The sequence below is a fragment of the Glutamicibacter sp. 0426 genome, from assembly GCF_001906485.1.
Lineage (GTDB): Bacteria > Actinomycetota > Actinomycetes > Actinomycetales > Micrococcaceae > Glutamicibacter > Glutamicibacter nicotianae.
The window spans coordinates 285,704-302,694 of record NZ_MPBI01000001.1 but is presented as its reverse complement, the minus strand read 5'-3'; the positions used below and the strand labels follow the sequence as shown (position 1 = coordinate 302,694).

General features: G+C 62.4%; 15 protein-coding genes. 4 read left to right on the top strand and 11 right to left on the bottom strand.

Annotated features, from left to right (window positions below; translation table 11 throughout):
* Positions 1-3: 3 nt before the first annotated feature.
* Together BKX98_RS01450 and BKX98_RS01445 are read right to left on the bottom strand one after the other, a co-directional pair.
* Positions 4-909 carry a glycine betaine ABC transporter substrate-binding protein gene (locus BKX98_RS01450; RefSeq protein ID WP_073705924.1) on the bottom strand — a complete coding sequence of 302 codons (906 nt, stop codon included), beginning with the start codon at positions 907-909 and terminating at the stop codon, positions 4-6.
* Between the two features lie 40 nt (positions 910-949).
* Positions 950-1,420: an NUDIX hydrolase gene (locus BKX98_RS01445; RefSeq protein WP_073705923.1), complete on the bottom strand. Its 471-nt coding sequence runs from the start codon at positions 1,418-1,420 to the stop codon at positions 950-952.
* A 112-nt stretch (positions 1,421-1,532) separates the two neighbouring features.
* Between BKX98_RS01445 and BKX98_RS01440 the strand changes: the two genes are divergently transcribed.
* Positions 1,533-2,039, top strand: coding sequence for an Lrp/AsnC family transcriptional regulator (locus BKX98_RS01440; protein ID WP_038990673.1), 507 nt, complete (start codon positions 1,533-1,535; stop codon positions 2,037-2,039).
* A gap of 72 nt (positions 2,040-2,111) precedes the next feature.
* Here the strand turns inward: BKX98_RS01440 and BKX98_RS01435 are convergent, their stop codons facing one another.
* Both BKX98_RS01435 and BKX98_RS01430 read right to left on the bottom strand, forming a co-directional pair.
* Entirely contained in the window at positions 2,112-2,945 is an 834-nt protein-coding gene (locus BKX98_RS01435) for a hypothetical protein (RefSeq protein WP_073705922.1), read from the bottom strand.
* Between the two features lie 180 nt (positions 2,946-3,125).
* On the bottom strand, positions 3,126-3,746 hold the full coding sequence (locus BKX98_RS01430) for a GNAT family N-acetyltransferase (RefSeq protein WP_073705921.1): 621 nt from the start codon (positions 3,744-3,746) through the stop codon (positions 3,126-3,128).
* Between the two features lie 85 nt (positions 3,747-3,831).
* On the opposite strand from BKX98_RS01430, the gene BKX98_RS01425 reads away from it, so the two are divergent.
* Both BKX98_RS01425 and cpaB read left to right on the top strand, forming a co-directional pair.
* Complete coding sequence (locus BKX98_RS01425) at positions 3,832-4,446, top strand: 5-formyltetrahydrofolate cyclo-ligase (protein WP_073705920.1); 615 nt, start codon at positions 3,832-3,834, stop codon at positions 4,444-4,446.
* A 61-nt stretch (positions 4,447-4,507) separates the two neighbouring features.
* Positions 4,508-5,218, top strand: coding sequence for a Flp pilus assembly protein CpaB (gene cpaB, locus BKX98_RS01420; RefSeq protein ID WP_158024635.1), 711 nt, complete (start codon positions 4,508-4,510; stop codon positions 5,216-5,218).
* A 4-nt stretch (positions 5,219-5,222) separates the two neighbouring features.
* On the opposite strand, the gene BKX98_RS01415 is transcribed toward cpaB, so the two are convergent.
* The 7 genes from BKX98_RS01415 to BKX98_RS01385 form a co-directional block, all read right to left on the bottom strand.
* Positions 5,223-5,540, bottom strand: coding sequence for a hypothetical protein (locus BKX98_RS01415; protein WP_073705919.1), 318 nt, complete (start codon positions 5,538-5,540; stop codon positions 5,223-5,225).
* A complete protein-coding gene (locus BKX98_RS01410) occupies positions 5,537-9,769 on the bottom strand; it encodes a DNA helicase (protein WP_233125257.1) in 4,233 nt (1,410 codons plus the stop codon). The genes BKX98_RS01415 and BKX98_RS01410 overlap by 4 nt, the downstream gene beginning before the upstream one ends.
* 392 nt (positions 9,770-10,161) lie before the next feature.
* The gene (gene guaA, locus BKX98_RS01405) at positions 10,162-11,748 is read right to left on the bottom strand and encodes a glutamine-hydrolyzing GMP synthase (RefSeq protein WP_038990680.1); all 1,587 of its coding nucleotides are present in this window, start codon (positions 11,746-11,748) and stop codon (positions 10,162-10,164) included.
* Positions 11,749-11,892: 144 nt separating this feature from the next.
* On the bottom strand, positions 11,893-12,357 hold the full coding sequence (locus BKX98_RS01400) for a DUF3817 domain-containing protein (RefSeq protein ID WP_038990681.1): 465 nt from the start codon (positions 12,355-12,357) through the stop codon (positions 11,893-11,895).
* A 50-nt stretch (positions 12,358-12,407) separates the two neighbouring features.
* The gene (locus BKX98_RS01395; protein WP_073705917.1) at positions 12,408-13,217 is read right to left on the bottom strand and encodes an SURF1 family cytochrome oxidase biogenesis protein; all 810 of its coding nucleotides are present in this window, start codon (positions 13,215-13,217) and stop codon (positions 12,408-12,410) included.
* Positions 13,218-13,391: 174 nt separating this feature from the next.
* Positions 13,392-14,543 (bottom strand): GuaB3 family IMP dehydrogenase-related protein, encoded by a 1,152-nt coding sequence (locus BKX98_RS01390; RefSeq protein WP_066140656.1) that lies wholly within the window; start codon positions 14,541-14,543, stop codon positions 13,392-13,394.
* A 174-nt stretch (positions 14,544-14,717) separates the two neighbouring features.
* On the bottom strand, positions 14,718-16,034 hold the full coding sequence (locus BKX98_RS01385) for a BtrH N-terminal domain-containing protein (protein WP_073705916.1): 1,317 nt from the start codon (positions 16,032-16,034) through the stop codon (positions 14,718-14,720).
* Between the two features lie 232 nt (positions 16,035-16,266).
* Here BKX98_RS01385 and BKX98_RS01380 point away from each other — a divergent pair, with 232 nt between their 5' ends.
* On the top strand, positions 16,267-16,821 hold the full coding sequence (locus tag BKX98_RS01380; RefSeq protein WP_073705915.1) for a hypothetical protein: 555 nt from the start codon (positions 16,267-16,269) through the stop codon (positions 16,819-16,821).
* Positions 16,822-16,991: the final 170 nt, after the last annotated feature.

Genomic DNA, 16,991 nt, shown 5'->3' with positions numbered 1-16,991 from the left:
GGCCTACTCTTCGATGATCCATTCCCAACGGGCGGCCGCTTGTTCCGGGCTCAGGCCGTCTTCTTGGCTGACCATCCGATTCAGGTCAACGAGCGACTGTTGCGAGAATTCACTGGTGATGCTGTCCAACTGCGCCCGAGCTTTGTCATCCACGTCGTTATCGGCCAGCAGCATGTAATTCTCCGCATTGAAGAAGCTTGCGCTTCCGGGAATGGTGTAGAAGCCCTCATCCGAGATGACTGCATTTCCGGCGCTCAGCACCACCGCGCTGTCCACCGAAGTACGCAGCTTGCCTGCCAAGTTCGCGGTCTGTTCTTCTACGACTTTTGGCTTCTCGCAGCCCGCATCCTTCAATGCAGTTTTCAAGGATTCGGAGCTGGCTTCATCGCTGATGATCGTCAGATCAGCGCAGGCAGCAATCAGGGTTTCTACGGAATCGACCTTGTGCAGTGTTGCCTGGGCTTGGCTCATGACCAGGATCTTGCCGGCATCAGCAGGGCTGAGCTCCAAAGCAGTCACTTTACCCTCAGCGTCATTGATGGCACTGCGCAGGCTTTGGGATTCCTCGGCACTGAGCAGCTGGTCTTCGCCGCTGATAGCTGCCGGGTCAGCAGCGAGGGACAGTGCTTTGGCCGCTTGGTCCAACGCCAGGTCGGCTTTTCCATCAACAACCTGCTGGTAGGGATTCGCCGCTGGCTCGTTCAGCGATGCCTTATAGCCTTCGGCTTTCAGGGCGTTGGCGTAGACATGAGCCAGGGCCTGGTCAGCCGGCTGGGTGCCGGCAGCAATCCGCAAGGTGATCTCCTTGCTCGGCTCTGTTGTTGGGGTTTCGTCTTCAGTGCACGCAGACAGGGTGAGCAGCAGTGCTGCGCTGAGCGTGCCGACGGTGATGGAATTTCGCAAGTTCATGTCCCTATTGATTCTAGGGCAGGTCACCTGCGATCCGTTGCTACTTGCCGGGTGCGGTCAGTCGCAAAATGCTCTCGACGCGTTCAATGCAGTTCAGCTTGGCAATCTCCTCGCGCGTGAACCAGGCCGCCTGGCTGGTCGAGCCGTTGACTTCATGGCGCAATTCGCCACCGGTCAGCCTGGCGCGATAGGTGACGGCCACCGTTTGCATGGCGTGGCCTGCGCCCGAGTAGCGTTTCGAACCGGGAATAACTCCCGTGGTGACATCCAGGAGCTCCAATGCGTCTACGGCGTAGCCGGTCTCTTCATAGACCTCACGGCGGGCGCCTTCCTCGATAGGCTCCCCCAAGTCGATACCGCCACCTGGAAGGGACCAGCGCGGCGTGAAGCGCGGATCGCGATGACGCATATCCCAGAGCGTAAGCAGTACCTTTCCTTCGTGTTCCACCAAGCAATAGGCTGCCAGCCTGGTATCGAAGGATTCACCGGTGTGCTCAGAACGACGTGTCATATCCCCAATATATCCGTTTGTTCACCGATTATTTGTTCGTACGCGGACGGCATACGCCGATTTTTACCTCAAAGATCCCGCTGATGCCTTGCGAATATGATGAAATATTATTATGGCCCAGCAATCAGAGCTTTCATCAAACGTCGATCTGGACGAAATCGATCGAATCATCATCGACGAATTGGTCGCGAATGCGCGTATCTCCAACGCGACCCTCGCACAGCGTGCCGGCATCGCACCATCCACTGCGCTGCTGCGTACCCGTTCCCTGGTCGAACGCGGCATCCTCACCGGCTACCACGCCGAGGTGTCATTGGCAGCTGTCGGCCGTACCGTGCAGGCATTGATCTCGGTCAAGCTGCGGGCGCACGATCGCGAGAAAATCGATGCGTTCGTGGCACGCATTCCGCAGCTGCCTGAGGTCCTCTCCATGTTCCATGTATCCGGCGGCACCGACTACCTGCTGCATATCGCGGTTGGCTCCACCGATGCGCTGCGGGATTGGGTGCTTGATAACCTGGCGACCGATGAGTCGGTGGGTCATACCGAAACCACCTTGGTCTTCGCTCATCACCGCGGCAATCGCGGACCGCTGCCATTCGACGACATGATCAGCTGACAGCATTTAATAGACGTGTGGCCCGGACCTTGGGAAAAGGGTCCGGGCCACACGTCGTTGAGCGTGGATGTCCTATGCGCGACGGCGCTGCATGACCGCATCGAGGTTCAGCCGAGGCTTGGAAGCTGCGGAAACTGCCGGCGCGGCTTCTGGCGCCGGAGCCACCGGAGCAACGGCTTCCTTGTCTGCCGGAGCGCTCTCGGAACGCTTGGCAGCAACCGATGGAACTGCTGCGCGCTCTTCAGCTGATACCTCGGCAGCCAGGCGCTTGGCGTCCTCCGATGCCTTCAGGCTGATCTGCTTGCTCGGGCGCAACTGCTGCTGGACTGGAAGCGCAGGCTTGTGGGTACGATGTGCACCCTGCTCAGCTGCTTTTTCCACAGTTTTGGCAATCCGCTCAGTGGCTTCCACATAGGTAGGCTTCGGGACACGCGTTGGCTCCCATGTCTCTGGCTGCTTCACGCCGCCGTGGCCGTGCGCCACGCGCAGCGCTTCGGCACGCAATTCTTCAGCGGTAATTGCTGGAGCACGGCGGGAAGAACCTGGTCGGGCGTCAAAGACCTCGTCCTTTTCATGCTTGCGCGAGACGACCTGATTGGCGGCGTCGTCGAAGGCCGGGGTCTGCAGCGCCTTCTGCCGGGTGGCTTCGAGGTGCTCAAGCAGCTTGCGGTTGCGGTCGCGCACAGCCAGGCCGCGCAGGGTGGCGAAGGAAGCGACGGCAACCAGCGCGAACAAGCCGACGGCACCAAAGGTCAGGGCCGTGAACGGAGCCAGGATGAGACCGACAACGGTCGCGATGACTGCCAAGGCACCAACGAGTGCGACGGACAACCGGCCATAGCGCACACGAATCTTGAGTTTGGTCGCAGCACTTTCCTGCGGAGCGCTCTGTGACGTGCCAGCCATGTGGGTCCTCCATCACCGATTGATTCGGTCAAATCCTTGTGGAACCAAATATGGTTCCGTCAAATCAACACTATGCAACCTTGGGTGCGCGCTCACGCACATCCCTAGGCGTGTCCGCATGTTTTCGATCCGGTTCGCTCATATCAGAGCTTGATTGATCGAAATGGCACGGATTCCGGGTCAGTATTCGTAGATGCGTTCGAGCATCGGAGTTTTCAGCTCTTCACGGGTCAGCGCGAAGGTGCGGTGATCCCGCCACTGCCCGTCGATGTGCAGATAGCCCTTGCGCAGGCCCTCATCGCGGAAACCGAGCTTGTCCACAACGCGAAGGCTGGCGGCATTCTCCGGGCGGATATTGATTTCCAGGCGGTGCAGCTGCAGTTGCTCGAAGCAGTGGTCGATGACCAAGGCGCAGGCTTCCGGCATCAGGCCGAACCCGGCATGGTTGCGGTCAATCCAATAACCGATGGACGCTGTGCGTGCGGCCCCGTATTGCACGGAAGACACGGAAACCTGCCCGATCAGTGGCGGGCGCCCCCTATGCAGCTGGGGAAGGGCCAGTGCCCAGGAGTATCCGCTTCCGTCAATTGCCGATTCGTCCCTTGCCCTGAGCATCTCCCGAAAGGTCATGGATTCCGGCGGGCCCAAGGGACTCGTGGGATCCCATGGCTTGAGCCATTTGGCATTGGCATAGCGCAGATTGATCCACTCGGCCTCATCCCGCGCGGTCAGCTGGCGCAGCAGCAGCCGTTCCGAGGCCAGATCCGGAACCAGGTGCTTTGCCCGACGAGAGATGAACATGTGCACATCGTATTACTTCGTCATGCCCGCAGCCGGCAACGGCACCAGCGGGCAGCGATTCATTGCGTACGCGTAAGCTGTAGGCATGAACCTCACCGCTGACCAGCATCCTGGATCCGACAAGAAGGCCGCACGTGCCGCCGTCCGCAGTTGGCGCAGGGCGCTTGATCCGATCCAGCGCGAGCAGCTCGGCCAGGATCTGGCCCGCACGGTGATCGGCTACCTGAGCCAAAGCACCGGAGTCGTCCAGAAGGTCGCGGCCTACTGCTCTGCTCCGGATGAACCGCCAACCGAGGCGTTGTTGGATGCGCTGGTCAATGAGGGCATTGACGTCTACCTGCCGGTGTGCGAACCGGACTATGCGCTGTCATGGGTCGAGTACACCCCCGGCATGGAATTCGCGCCGAGCGCTTTGGCCCCGGTGATGGAACCTGTGGGCGAACGGATCGGCACGGAACTCTTCGACGAGATCAATACGTTGATCATGCCAGCCCTCTCCATCGACGAGGACGGGTTGCGCCTGGGCCAGGGCGGTGGCTATTACGATCGCTTCCTGCCGTTGATCGAAGACGCCCCGGTACGGGTAGCTGCGGTGGTGTACGAGCATGAGTATGTTCCATCCGGTGCTTTCCGGATTGACGAACATGACCAGCCGGTGGACTTGGTGTTCACGCCACAGCAGGTGCATCAGATCATCTGATTTACCCACAGCTCGCGGGCGGCGAGCCACGGTTTCCAGTGCTGGCGGGTTGCATGGGGATATGAGCTACTTCTCCAGGACCCAAGCCGCGCCCCGTCCTCCGGTGATTCCCAAGCCGAAAATCAGGCCGGTCCGTAATCGCAATGAGCTGTTGCGCCGCTATCGAAAGCCATTGGCCATTGCCTGTGCGTTGCTCGCCTTGGCAGGCATGCTCAATGTATTTTCTTCCGGGCAATTGGCCCAACGCGAGGTCGTAGTGGCGCTCAGCGACATTCCTGCCGGTTCCCGGATATCCGCCAACCAGCTGCAGGTGCAAACTGTGCGGCTCGACCCGCATGATGCCGAGGTCTTTGAAGGCATTGAGGCCGTAGCAGGGCAACGCGCGGCCGTGGCCCTGCGTGCAGGAACGGTGCTGCGCGACTATTCGCTGGTGGGACCGCAGCTTCTGCACGGATCACCGGAAGGTACCGTCGCAGTTCCGCTGCGTCTGAGCGACCCGGCCACGGTGACGCTGCTGCATCCAGGGCAATTGGTGGATATTGTATTGACCACCGGCGACGGTTTTGAGAAGGAAATCAGCTCGCAAACCATCGCCAAAGCGGTGCCGGTGCTCTGGGTTCCGGATAATGCCACTGGTTCTGAATTCGGCATGCTCAGCAGCGCTGACCCGACCGGCGAGGGGATTGTCGTCGTTGCGGCGGCCAACAGCCTCTCGGATGATCTGGCAGGGGCGGTATCGCGCGGCAAGGTTTCAGCCGTCTTGGTGAATTAGGCGTTCAGCCCCAGTGCGGCGGCTTCTCGCGCTTCATCATTTCAGCAAGATCTCCCTTGGAGTCGCCCCAATTTCGCGGGTCCTGGTCCTTGGCGAGCAAATCAGCCAGCGGATCGGTGGTGCGCTTCTTGGCTGCTGCCGCCATCGTGTTCTCGGGCGCACCGGCACCCTGCGGGCCCGCCAGCGCACGGTTGACGGATTCTGAATGGGGCACCGGTGTGTAGCTGCCGGTCAGTTCGACACGTGCAGCCAAATGCTGCGGCGGTGCCACAACGCGCGGCCGCTTGCGGCGGCCGCGCGTTGGTTCTTGCTCAGAAGTCATGGCTTCTTCGGTTCCGATTCATCGATCTTGCTGGTGGCTGGCACAGGAGCTGGGGTCACCGGCTTGCCTGCATCGTCCTTGGCAGGCGACTCGGTTCCAGCCTTGGCCGCGCTGTCAGCAACCGCTGCTTCCTGCTTGCTCTCTGCCTTGGGTTCCTGGCGCGTCTTGGTGGACTTCAGCAGTTTCGATTTTTCCTTCGGCGCCTCCGGCTCGGTGGTGACTTCACGGGCCGAGACTGGTCGTGCGGCGGCCATGCCGCTGCGGGCCGATGGCTGTTCAGCAGCCGTCGTCTTTTTCAGGCCCAGGGCATGGGCCAGGCGATCGGCGACAGCACCCGGGTCGGTGAAGACATCGATGGTCCACAGCGGAACATAACGCCAACCGTGCTTCTCGAAGAATTCCGGGCGCAGGCGGCTGCGCTCACGCACGGTCAGGCCCGCATAGTGCTCGGTGCCGTCGTAAACCACGGCCAGCGGGCGGATGCCGGTGTGCGCCGAGTCGTAGGCATGTGCCGACAAATCCAGCACGCCACGGTAATCCTCGGAAACGATCGCACCGCTTTCGCGCAAGCGGCGGGCAAGATCCGAGACCAATGGGTCGAAGCGCGGGTTGCGCATCGAGCTGACTCCGGAATCCCCGGCCTGCACGCGTCCGAACAGCTCGAAGAACTGGCGGGCTCCGCGGTAGACGCGGTTCAGGTCGACGTCTTCCGGCAGCAGACTGGAAACCAGGGTCATGCGGGTGCGCGATCGGGTCATCGCGGCGACGAACAGCTGCTCGCCGCCCTCGCGGGACAAGGCGCCGAATTCGTGCAGCGTCTTGCCGTGCGGGGTACGTCCGTAGCCCCAGGCGAAGATCACCGAATCCCGGCGCAGGCCGATCAGCCGGTCCATGGTGGTCACCACGAACGGTTCGCGCTTGGAGCGCAGGTGCTCCATCGCGTACTTGTGGTTTGGCAGCTGGACACGGATCGCTTCGGCGATGGCCGAGGCGTGGCTGCGGTTCGAGGCAATGACCGCCAGCGATTCTCCGCCGTGGTTCTTGAAATGCTCGAAGACCAGATCCACTACCCGCGCCACTTCAGCGGCGGTGGTCTGCACGCCGTCTTCGCTGCTGGACAGCGATCCGGTGGCATCCGGGACATATTCGCCGCGCAGCAGCGACGAGTTGCCGGTGAGGTTCACCGCCATTGGCAGGCGCGAGAGCGCAGCGTCGTAGTAGGTGGTGGACAGCTGTTCCACCAGGCCTTCGTCGATTCCGCGGTACACGGTGGACAGCGAACCGGTGACCAGCACCTTGTTCAGCGCTTCCAGCGCGGAACGGTCCACGCCCTGCTCGCGAACACGGGCGGTGGGGTCCACGGAGACTTCGAAGCGCTTCGGGCCACCGAGCATTTCATCGCCGATGGCAATGACCTGCTCGGAGCGGCGGATCGCATCCAGGACTTCCCGCAGGGTCAGGTAGTTGGCTTCAAGCAGGATGACGGCATCGAACTTCGTGTCCTCCGGCAGAGCGCTGCCCAGCAGCAGCGGAGCCGAAACGATGACAGGAGTCAGCGAATTGGCCAGCGGCGCGCCAAGATCCAGCAACCCTGCAATGCTCGGGGTTCCGCCCTTGAGCATCTCGCGCAGCGCCCGCGAGCCGGCACGGTGGTCAGCCAGTGCGGCCTTCCAGTTCCGGGCCAGCGCCCAGCGGATGCGCTGCGGTCCGGCGGCGATATGCGCACCGTCAGCCAGCCGGTAGTCCGCTTCGATCTTCTCCAGCTTGGATCCGTCGTTCATGGCAAGGAAGTCATCGCCTGAGATCATGGCGTCCAGCACGGACTGCCACCAGGCAAGTTCCAATTCACTGTCTACCTGGTCGGCATCGATCTCGCGTTCGGCGAAGTCATCGAGCAAATCGCCGAGACCGGCTTCGGCCAGCTGCTCGGAGATCAGCGTGCGTTCGGGCAGCTCTCCCAGGTCCTCGCGGCGTTCAACAAGCGAGGCGATCACCGAGAGCAGTTCCTTGATCGGCATTTCGCGCAGGCGCGACCCCAGGGAGGATGGCAGCATTTCGGCCAGCTTGTCGATGCGGGCACCGGCGTCATGGTAGCCGGCCTCGACATCCAGCAGTCCGCCCGGGACCTGGGGGTTGCGCTGGCTTGTGGCGATGGCTCGCCACGCATCGCGCTGGACCGATACGGCTTGCAGTGCGGACTGCAGGTCGGCGACGTGCATGCCTGGACGGACGTATTCCTTGGCGATCTTGCGCAGCCGGGAACGGACAATCGAACCCATCTCGACACCGTGTTCACGGCGCCATGCGCTGGTTGCGGTGGCGGCGATCAGATCGTCGATATCGCCCTCGAAGATATCGGCTTCGAATTTGTCCAGCGAGCCGCGGACGGCGACCAGCAGCTGCAGCTGGTCTCCCCACTTGTCGTAGCTTTCTTCCAGCCTGATCTGCGAACGCTCGGCAATCTGCAACATGTGGTCATGCAGGATTGGCAGGTCGCGACCCAGGCCACTGGCCAGGTTCAGGGCCTTCTCGGTGGCTTCGGTGTTGCGCAGCGGAGCGCCGTGCCAAGGGCTGGTGGTGTGCACCTTGGAGAAGGCACCGAGCTGGGCGGCGCGCTTGAGCTGCGCGGCAACATGTCCGCGTTGGCCCATGGAATCGAGCACCGAACGCTTCAGGCGCACGGTGGTGGATGGCGCAGGTTCCAGTGCAGAGAGGCGTGCCAGCTCCTGCATCGCCTGGTACGGCGAGCAGCCCCAGCGGCTGCGGACCGAATGCAGCGACTTCACATGCTCGTGCAACGCATGGCGGGATTCGCGCAGGCGCTTGAACATGGAGCCCAGCTGCGGCTCGGCGGCGCGTTCATTGCGCAGGATCGCCTTGGTGAGCATGGCGCGCAGCGCTTCGGGATCCTCATTCGGTTCCAGCAGCATGCTGCCGGCATCCAGCTGCTCGTTGAAGCGAGACACGAATTCCTCGGCAGCGGAGCGCTGTTCGGCAACAACCAGCACGCGCTTGCCCTGGGCAGCCAGCAGCGCGGCTGCATTCAATGCGGTCTGGGTGGCACCGGTGCCGGCGGCGGCATTGATGGCCACCGATTCGCCGGCGGCGATGTAGTCGAGCATCTTGGACTGGGATTCATCGGCGTCCAGCAGGAACAGCTCGTCTTCCGGATCGCGGTCGTCAGAAGACTTGGCAATGGTCGTGGTGCCGGTGTGGACCTTGCGGGCCGACGATTCCTCGGAGACTGCGCCCTGCTTCCGCGAGCGCGCGCTTTCCTTGAGGATGTTCTTCACGCGGCTCAGCCTCGAACCGGAGCCTTCATTGCCCTTGGCCTCGCCAGCCTGCGCGGCTGGCTGCCCGTCCTGCTTCTTTGCAGCAGGATCCTCGGTGGCGTCCTCGGGCTTCGATCCTTCGGCTTTCGAATCCTCGGGCTTCGCGGCGCCCGGCTTTGAAGCCACCAGGTTGGCCAGCGCCTCCGAAGTCTTGCTGCTTTGGCTGTTCCCTGCCTGCTTTACCACGGTGTCATAGCGGATCAGTGCCTCGATAACCGGGTGGGAGCCGTTGAGCTTCGCCGGGTCTGCCGGGTCCATCAGTTCGGAGAAGGTGGAGAGCAGCAGGCGATGGCCCACGACTACGCCGGGGACCTCGGCCATCTGGTGGCGCAGGGCATCCATGCCCCGGACCGGATCAAAGCGGGCGATGGAATAGGCGGCGGCATCAACGGCGTCGACGTCGACCTTGGCGTTGTGGTCGGCCTCGAACTGTCGCACGAACGCCGGGGATACGGTAGCGCGTCCAACGAGCTGCAGGTCGTAGTCGTCGGCATCCACGTGCTTGGCCAGGGTGATGCGTCCGAGCATGATGGGAGCGGAAACCGGCTCGCTCTTGCCATCATGGACGGCACGCCAGTTGGCGACACCGGCGGCTAGGTAGCCGACATCGATGCCGCGTTCTTCCCACAGTTCACTGATCTTGGCCGACAGCGCACGGGCGGTGCGGCGCGCGGTGGCGTACTGGTCCGCATCATGCAGCAGGGTGGACAGGCGGGTTCTCCGTCCGGCAAGGAACTGGGCCAGCCCCGATGGATTGGCATGGGTTATGTCGATGCTATTGGAGGTCGACGGAGCAAACCGCAGGGTCGTATCCGCCCCGGCACTCTGCCCCAGCGATTTAACCCAGGCAGCTACACGCTCGGCGGCAGCATTCTGTCCACTAGTCACGACAGTCATTCCCTTCACTGAACCGACCACATTCGGGCGCACCACAGGTGCAGATACGCCTCTTTCTAACGTAGTGCACGGACCGTGCAGAACCTGTGCGCGAAACACGTTTTATCCGCGGGATGCGCAAGCTCATGCTCGCGGTGTTCGCTTATGGCCCTCGCTCAGCAAACTGCGGATATTGGATGCGCGATTTCATGAAGCCGTGGCGTGTGGCCCGCGCTCTCGTGCACGATCCCTGCCCATTGGGCATGATGCGCTTGCGGCCACCTTCCAGCTACGACGTCTGCTTCGCGACGCTGCCTTGACCCTCAAGAGGGTTCCGCGCGCCAGAACGCAAAAAATTCCCCTGCCTGTTGCCGCAAGCGCGGCAGCAGGCAGGGGAATTCCAGGCTACGGGATTACTCCCACTCGATGGTTCCCGGTGGCTTGGAGGTGACGTCCAGCACCACGCGGTTCACCCCATCGACCTCATTGGTGATGCGATTGGAGATCTTCGAGAGCAGATCGTATGGCAGGTGCGACCAGTCGGCGGTCATGGCATCCTCGGAGGATACCGGACGCAGCACGATCGGGTGGCCGTAGGTGCGGTGATCGCCCTGAACGCCAACCGAGCGCACGTCGGCGAGCAGCACTACCGGCATCTGCCAGACCTCGTCATCCAAGCCTGCGGCGGTCAGCTCGGCGCGGGCAATCGCGTCGGCCTTGCGCAGGATGGTCAGGCGCTCCTCGTTGACCGCACCAATGATGCGGATGCCCAGGCCCGGGCCGGGGAACGGCTGGCGGCCAACGATTTCCTCAGGCAAGCCCAGCTCGCGGCCCACGGCGCGCACTTCGTCCTTGAACAGGGTGCGCAGCGGCTCCACGAGTTCGAACTGCAGATCCTCTGGCAGGCCGCCCACGTTGTGGTGGCTCTTGATGTTGGAGGTGCCTTCGCCGCCGCCGGACTCGACGATGTCCGGGTACAGGGTGCCCTGGACCAGGAACTTCACCGGCTCGCCCTCGGAAGCGGCCTCGGCGATGATCGCAGCTTCGGCTGCTTCGAACGCGCGAATGAATTCGCGGCCGATGATTTTGCGCTTGGTCTCCGGGTCGGTGACACCGTCCAGAGCGGTCAGGAAGCGCTCGCGCTCGTCGGCAATGTACAGCTTGGCGCCGGTGGAAGCGACGAAGTCCTTCTCAACCTGCTCGGCTTCGCCTTCGCGCAGCAGGCCGTGGTTCACGAACACGCAGGTGAGCTGGTCGCCGATGGCGCGCTGCACCAGGGCGGCCGCCACAGCGGAGTCCACGCCGCCGGACAGGCCGCAGATGGCCTTGCCGGTGCCGACCTGGGCGCGGATGCGCTCGATCTGCTCGTCAGCGATGTTGTCGGCGGTCCAGTCGCCCTTCAGGCCGGCACCGTTGTACAGGAAGTTCTCCAGGACGTCCTGGCCGTACTCGCAGTGCTTCACCTCCGGGTGCCACTGCACGCCGTACAGGCGCTTGGCTTCGTTGGCGAAGGCCGCCACGGGAGCACCAGCGGTGGTGGCCAGGACCTCGAATCCTTCCGGCGCCTGGGAGACGGCGTCGCCGTGGCTCATCCAGACGGTAGGCGCCTGTGCGGCGCCTGCCAGGATGGAGCGGGCTTCGCCCTCGAAGGTGGTTGCGGTGCGGCCGTACTCGCGCAGGCCGGTCTCGGCCACGGTGCCGCCCAGGGCGTTGGCCATGGCCTGGAAGCCGTAGCAGATGCCCAGGACCGGGACGCCGGCCTCGAACAGGTCGGCCCCTACGGAAGGGGCGCCATCGGCATAGACGCTGGAAGGACCACCGGAAAGGATGATCGCAGCAGGGTTCTTGGCCAGGATGGCTTCGGTGGACAGGGTGTGCGGAACGATCTCCGAGTACACACGGGCCTCGCGTACGCGGCGAGCAATGAGCTGCGCGTATTGGGCCCCGTAGTCGACGACCAGAACCGGCTTATGTTCTGGATTGAGGGGAGCAGTAGTCACCGTTACAGTCTACGCGGTTCACTGCGCGCGAAACAGCCAAGGTGATGTCATCAGCGTCACCAAGTGCATTTTTGGCAAAAGCAAGGGCGGATCGGTTCATCTGGGATGAACCGATCCGCCCTTGCAATGCACTGCGCTGCAGTGTCAGTAGCGCTTGGCCGCCTTCGGATGGGCCGCCAGCTCGCGATCAACTTCAGCGTGCACCTTGGCTTCGGTCCAGAAGGACAGGAATGGAACCACGCCGCCGAGCGCAATCGTTATGAAGCGCATGAACGGCCAGCGCATCAGCGACCACAGGCGGAAGTCTGCAAACAGGTACACCACGTAGAGCCAGCCGTGCGCAATCAGGATGCCCAGCGAGAGGTTCAGTCCCCCGGCTACCTCGGCGCGGTTGTACATGCCGATGGCGTTGGCGGTGCCATCCACCAGGGTGCCGCCCACGAACAGTTCCAAGGACCAGAAGTACTTGAAGATCATTTCCAGCACGAGCAGCAGCAGCATCACGCCGGTGACGTAGGCGAAGACCTTGTAGAAGTTCGCGGCTGCACGGATCTGCTTAGGGGTGCCGCCGAATTTCCGGGGCTTCGGTGCCGGGGTGGTGCTGGACATCGTTGGTGGTTCCTTCCGATTTCGGTAAGAAGTGCGGTGTGCGTGAAATGCTATTCGTTGCTGTTGTCAGCCTGGGTGGCATTGCCGCCCTTGCGATGCGCTTCGGCGGCGCGCTGAGCAATCTCATCAAGGTCTCGCTGGTAGTCATCGCGCACCATGCGGTACCAGAGGAAGATGGCGAAGCCTGCGAAAAGTACCCATTCCAGGCCGTAGAAGACGTTCAGCCAGTTGATCTGGCCTTCCTGGGGCTGCGGACCGACGTGGACGAGCTCAAGGCCAGGCTGCATGACAGCTTCGCCCTTGGCCGTGGTGATTTCGTGGGCCGAGACGAATCCTTCATAGAGGATCGAATCCCAGATGTTCGCCAGCTGCGCCGAGGCGACCGTAGGCAGCGTCGGGCTGCGCAGGTCCACACGGAATTCCGGGCCTTCGCTTGGCAGCAGGCGGCCGGTGATTTCCAGTTCGCCCTCCGGTGCCGGTGCAGGCTTGGTTGCTTCAGGCTGCCAGCCGCGTACCACGGCGATGCCGGCGTCCTTGTCCGCGCCCTCGACCTTGAACTCGGTGACCACCCAGACACCGCGCTGTTCCCCATTGAGCCGCGGCGAAATCAGCTGATCGGTGCCGGGGACGAATTCGCCCTCCATGGTGATGATCTGGTCTGCCTTGATGCCCAGCAGTTCCTTGCCGACTTCCTGATGCTCGATCAGCGCAACCGGCTTCTCGGTCTTGTCGATCTTGACCGGCGGCTCGGTTTCGGAGGCGCCAAACTGCCATCCGGAGAGCAGGACGAATCCGGTGGCGATCGCTAGCGCGGCAAGCAGTGCGACGATCCATTTGGGCTTCAGAGCGGTTTTAAGCACACTCTAACGGTACTTCTATTTGGCGTAGAACTCGAAATGCAAGGGCGTGAGATTAGCCCTGTTGCCTTATTTTCCGCTGGTGGAACCAACTTGCTTATCCATTCGTTGAGACCCAGCGTGCACATGGCACTGGCCCCGCCCTTCAGCAGAAGAACGGGGCCAGATCGAGATCCGCTAGAAGCGATCCGATTCGTAAGGGGAAAGCACGACATCGACGCGCTGGAATTCCTTCAGCGTCGAGTAGCCGGTGGTGGCCATCGAGCGGCGCAGCGCGCCAACCAGATTCGAGGTGCCGTTGGTCTCATGCGATGGGCCGTGCAGTACCTTCTCCAGCGAGCCGACGGTACCGACCTTGGCGCGGTCACCGCGTGGGCTGGCCTCGTGAACAGCTTCCATGCCCCAGTGGTAGCCAGCGCCTGGCGCTTCATCGGCGCGGGCCAGCGCGGTACCAAGCATCACTGCGTCGGCGCCCATGGCGATGGCCTTGACGATGTCGCCGGAGTTGCCCATGCCGCCGTCGGCGATGACATGGACGTAGCGTCCGCCGGACTCTTCGATGTAGTCGCGGCGGGCAGCTGCCACGTCGGCAATTGCTGTAGCCATCGGGGCATGGATGCCCAGGGTGCGGCGGGTGGTCGAGGATGCGCCGCCACCGAAGCCGACCAGCACGCCTGCTGCGCCGGTGCGCATCAGGTGCATGGCCGGGGTGTAGCCAGCTGCGCCGCCGACGATCACTGGGACGTCGAGTTCATAGATGAACTGCTTCAGGTTCAGCGGTTCGGTGGTCTTCGAGACGTGCTCGGCCGAGACCGTCGTGCCGCGGATGACAAAGATGTCAACGCCAGCGGCGACCACGGTTTTGTAGTGCTCCTGGGTGCGCTGCGGAGTCAGCGAGCCGGCAACGACAACACCCGAGTCGCGGATCTCGGAGATGCGCGAGGTGATCAGCTCTGGCTGGATTGGAGCCGCATACAGTTCCTGCAGCTTGGCGGTGATCTTGGGGTCGTTGCGGGTCGCCGCCTCGGACTCCAGGCCGGCGATTTCAGCCAGCACTGCTTCCGGATTCTCGTAGCGGGTCCACAGGCCCTCGAGGTTCAGCACGCCCAGTCCTCCGAGCTTGCCCAGTGCAATGGCGGTCGCCGGGGAGGTCACCGAATCCATTGGTGCGCCCAGGATAGGGGTGTCGAACTGGAAGGCGTCGATCTGCCAGGACACCGATACGTCCTTCGGATCACGGGTACGGCGATTCGGTACGATCGCTACGTCGTCCAGGGAATATGCCTTAGTTGCCCGCTTGCCGCGGCCGATCTCAATCTCGTTACTCACCTAACTAGGTTACCAAGATTCCGGGATAATCCCGCTTTTGGCAGTGCGCTGGCCATAGATGATGCGGCGTCGACAGCTTCGAGGCATCCGGCGGCTGGATGCGCACCGGGACAACAATGCCCCGGCATTCGGTGAGCAATATCACCCGATGCCGGAGCGAATGTTGAGCCAGATTTACTTCGCCGTCTTGGCGGCCAACTGCTTTGCTGTTGCGGCCAAGGCGGTCGCGGCCTGCTCCTCGGCTTCGGCGATCCGCTCTATCGCGTCTGCCAGTAATGCGAAGTGCTCTGCGCGCTGTGAGAATTCGATCTCTGGATCGATCAGGTCAGCGAATTCGTCCCATTGCGCAGACAACTGCTGATACGCATCCACGTGCGCTGCCAACGCCGAGAGACCCGGAAGTTCGGCTGCTTCGGCAAGGAAGTCGGAGTATAGCCCGCGCAATGCGCCTTCACCGCTGAAGCGCGTATCAGAGAAAAACCCGGCCAGCTGGTCCAGGCCATTGGCCAGCGCTTGCTGGCTTGCGAAGATCTGGGACCAGCCGGTCTTGGACTCGGAATCGCGCAGTCGCGTGGCCAAGGTGCGCATTCCGGTAATGCCGAAATTCTTGGCGAAGTGCACCGGGACCCCGGACAGCTCGCTGGTGCCCAGCAACCGAGCGGTGGTTTCCTCGATAGCCTCCACAGCGTTGGCGGCCAGGGTTTCGGTCTTCGGCGAGCGCGAGGACGGGATCCACGCCTGCCAGTGCTTTTCCTTCTTGCGCATCGCACGGGCGACGGCCAACTCCTTGGGGCTGATCAGGTTCAGGGCACCGGATCCGTCATCGACCAGCAGGTCTTTCTTGTGCTCGCCAACCACGGCGAGGTCCAGGGTCTCGGCTTCATCCACCGTAGTGCCGTCGATCCATGGCAGCGCGCTGATTGCCACGCGAACCACGACGGCGCGGCCTGCGTCCAGGGCGGCGTCCATGTATTCGGCGGCGCGTTCAGCTGAGCCGGTGGTGCGTTCGGTGACCGTGGCACCGCAGCGGGCCAGCAGGTTCTGGGTGTACGGCTCCGGGTTGTTCCGGGTCACCAGGGTTACTGCGGTTTCTTCGCCGCCTTCGTGGGTGAAGGCCATGAAGCCAATGCCGCCAGCAAGACCGGCGAGCAGCGCCTGGCTCAGCGGTTGGCCAGTGTGCTTGTTGGTGACGCCAGCTTGAACCAGCACGCGGTGCCACAGCGCGGCATCGTATTGGATGACATCTTCTGGGGCCGGGTATTCAGGCAACTCGTCAGCCGGCGAAGCTGCCGGAGCTTCCTTGTCCTTCTTGGCTTGCGCCTTGGCCTTCTCGCGTGCTTCCTTGGCGTAGTCGCGTGCGGCCGCGGCGCGGGCTGCCCGCGGGCTTTCAGGCTTGCCGGCCAGGATGTTCTTGCGCGCGGTCGTGTAGCTCTCCCCCGTGCGTTCCATGCGCTGGCGAGTTTGCTTCTTCAGATTGGCTGGCTGGCCCAAATTGATGTCCTTCGTTGACGTTCGCTCACTTGCGGGTGGTTCCCGCGCACCGAGAGGTATTGCCGAGCTTTCATTCTACGTGGGGTCGCTGGTACTGGATGCCTTGTGCACTGTGCTTCTGGACAAGTCAGTCCCACGCATGAGTCCACTAGATCGCGATGAGGCGTCTTTGTCTCTGTGTTCCCTTAGACTGACGTCTAGCATCAATCCCCTCGTCTTCAGAAAGATAACCGTGCGCAAATCGCTGACCTGTTTGCCTCTGCTTGCCATCGCAGCTCTGGCTTTGGCATCTTGCACTTCTACCGGATTTGAGCAGGTCCGGGCCTCCACAACTGCAGTCGAGCCTGCTCCTGGGCAACAGGAAACATCCGAACTGCCAGCACTTGCAGAACCGACGGCTTCGAAAGCACCCGAGGACTATTCGGACAAAGAGCTGCAGGACTGGGCCGATGAAAAGATGCAGCAATGGATGGACGAAATCAATGAGGGCTGGGAGGACGTTGTCATGGACATCGATGAACCGGAGGATTTCCTGAAGTGGTACCCAACGGATCCACATGGGCATATGCTTCCCTTTGAAGCGCCCGAATACGGTGAATTGCTGATTACCCTTGAACCCTATGAGTGGGAAGTCGACGCCCGGTCCGATTTGGCCTACGTAGGCAGCAACACGATGCTTCGGGTCGGAGAACAGGACAAGAACCTTCGCTCTGTCACAGTGGTTACACAAGATGGAGAATTCAAATACGTGGCAACTCGTGAAGATTGGCCTCCATTCGAAAGCTGAAGACGAACCCCATCGGCCACCAGACCTCTAGGAAACACGATCATCCCTAGCCTGATTCGTTTCTGAACGCATTGCCTGCGGCGTTGCGCCCGTGGGCACCTCGGCTCGTGCCCCGCTGCGAACCGTGTTGCTCCTGGCATTGGGCAACCGACCTCCTAGCTGCCACTGGC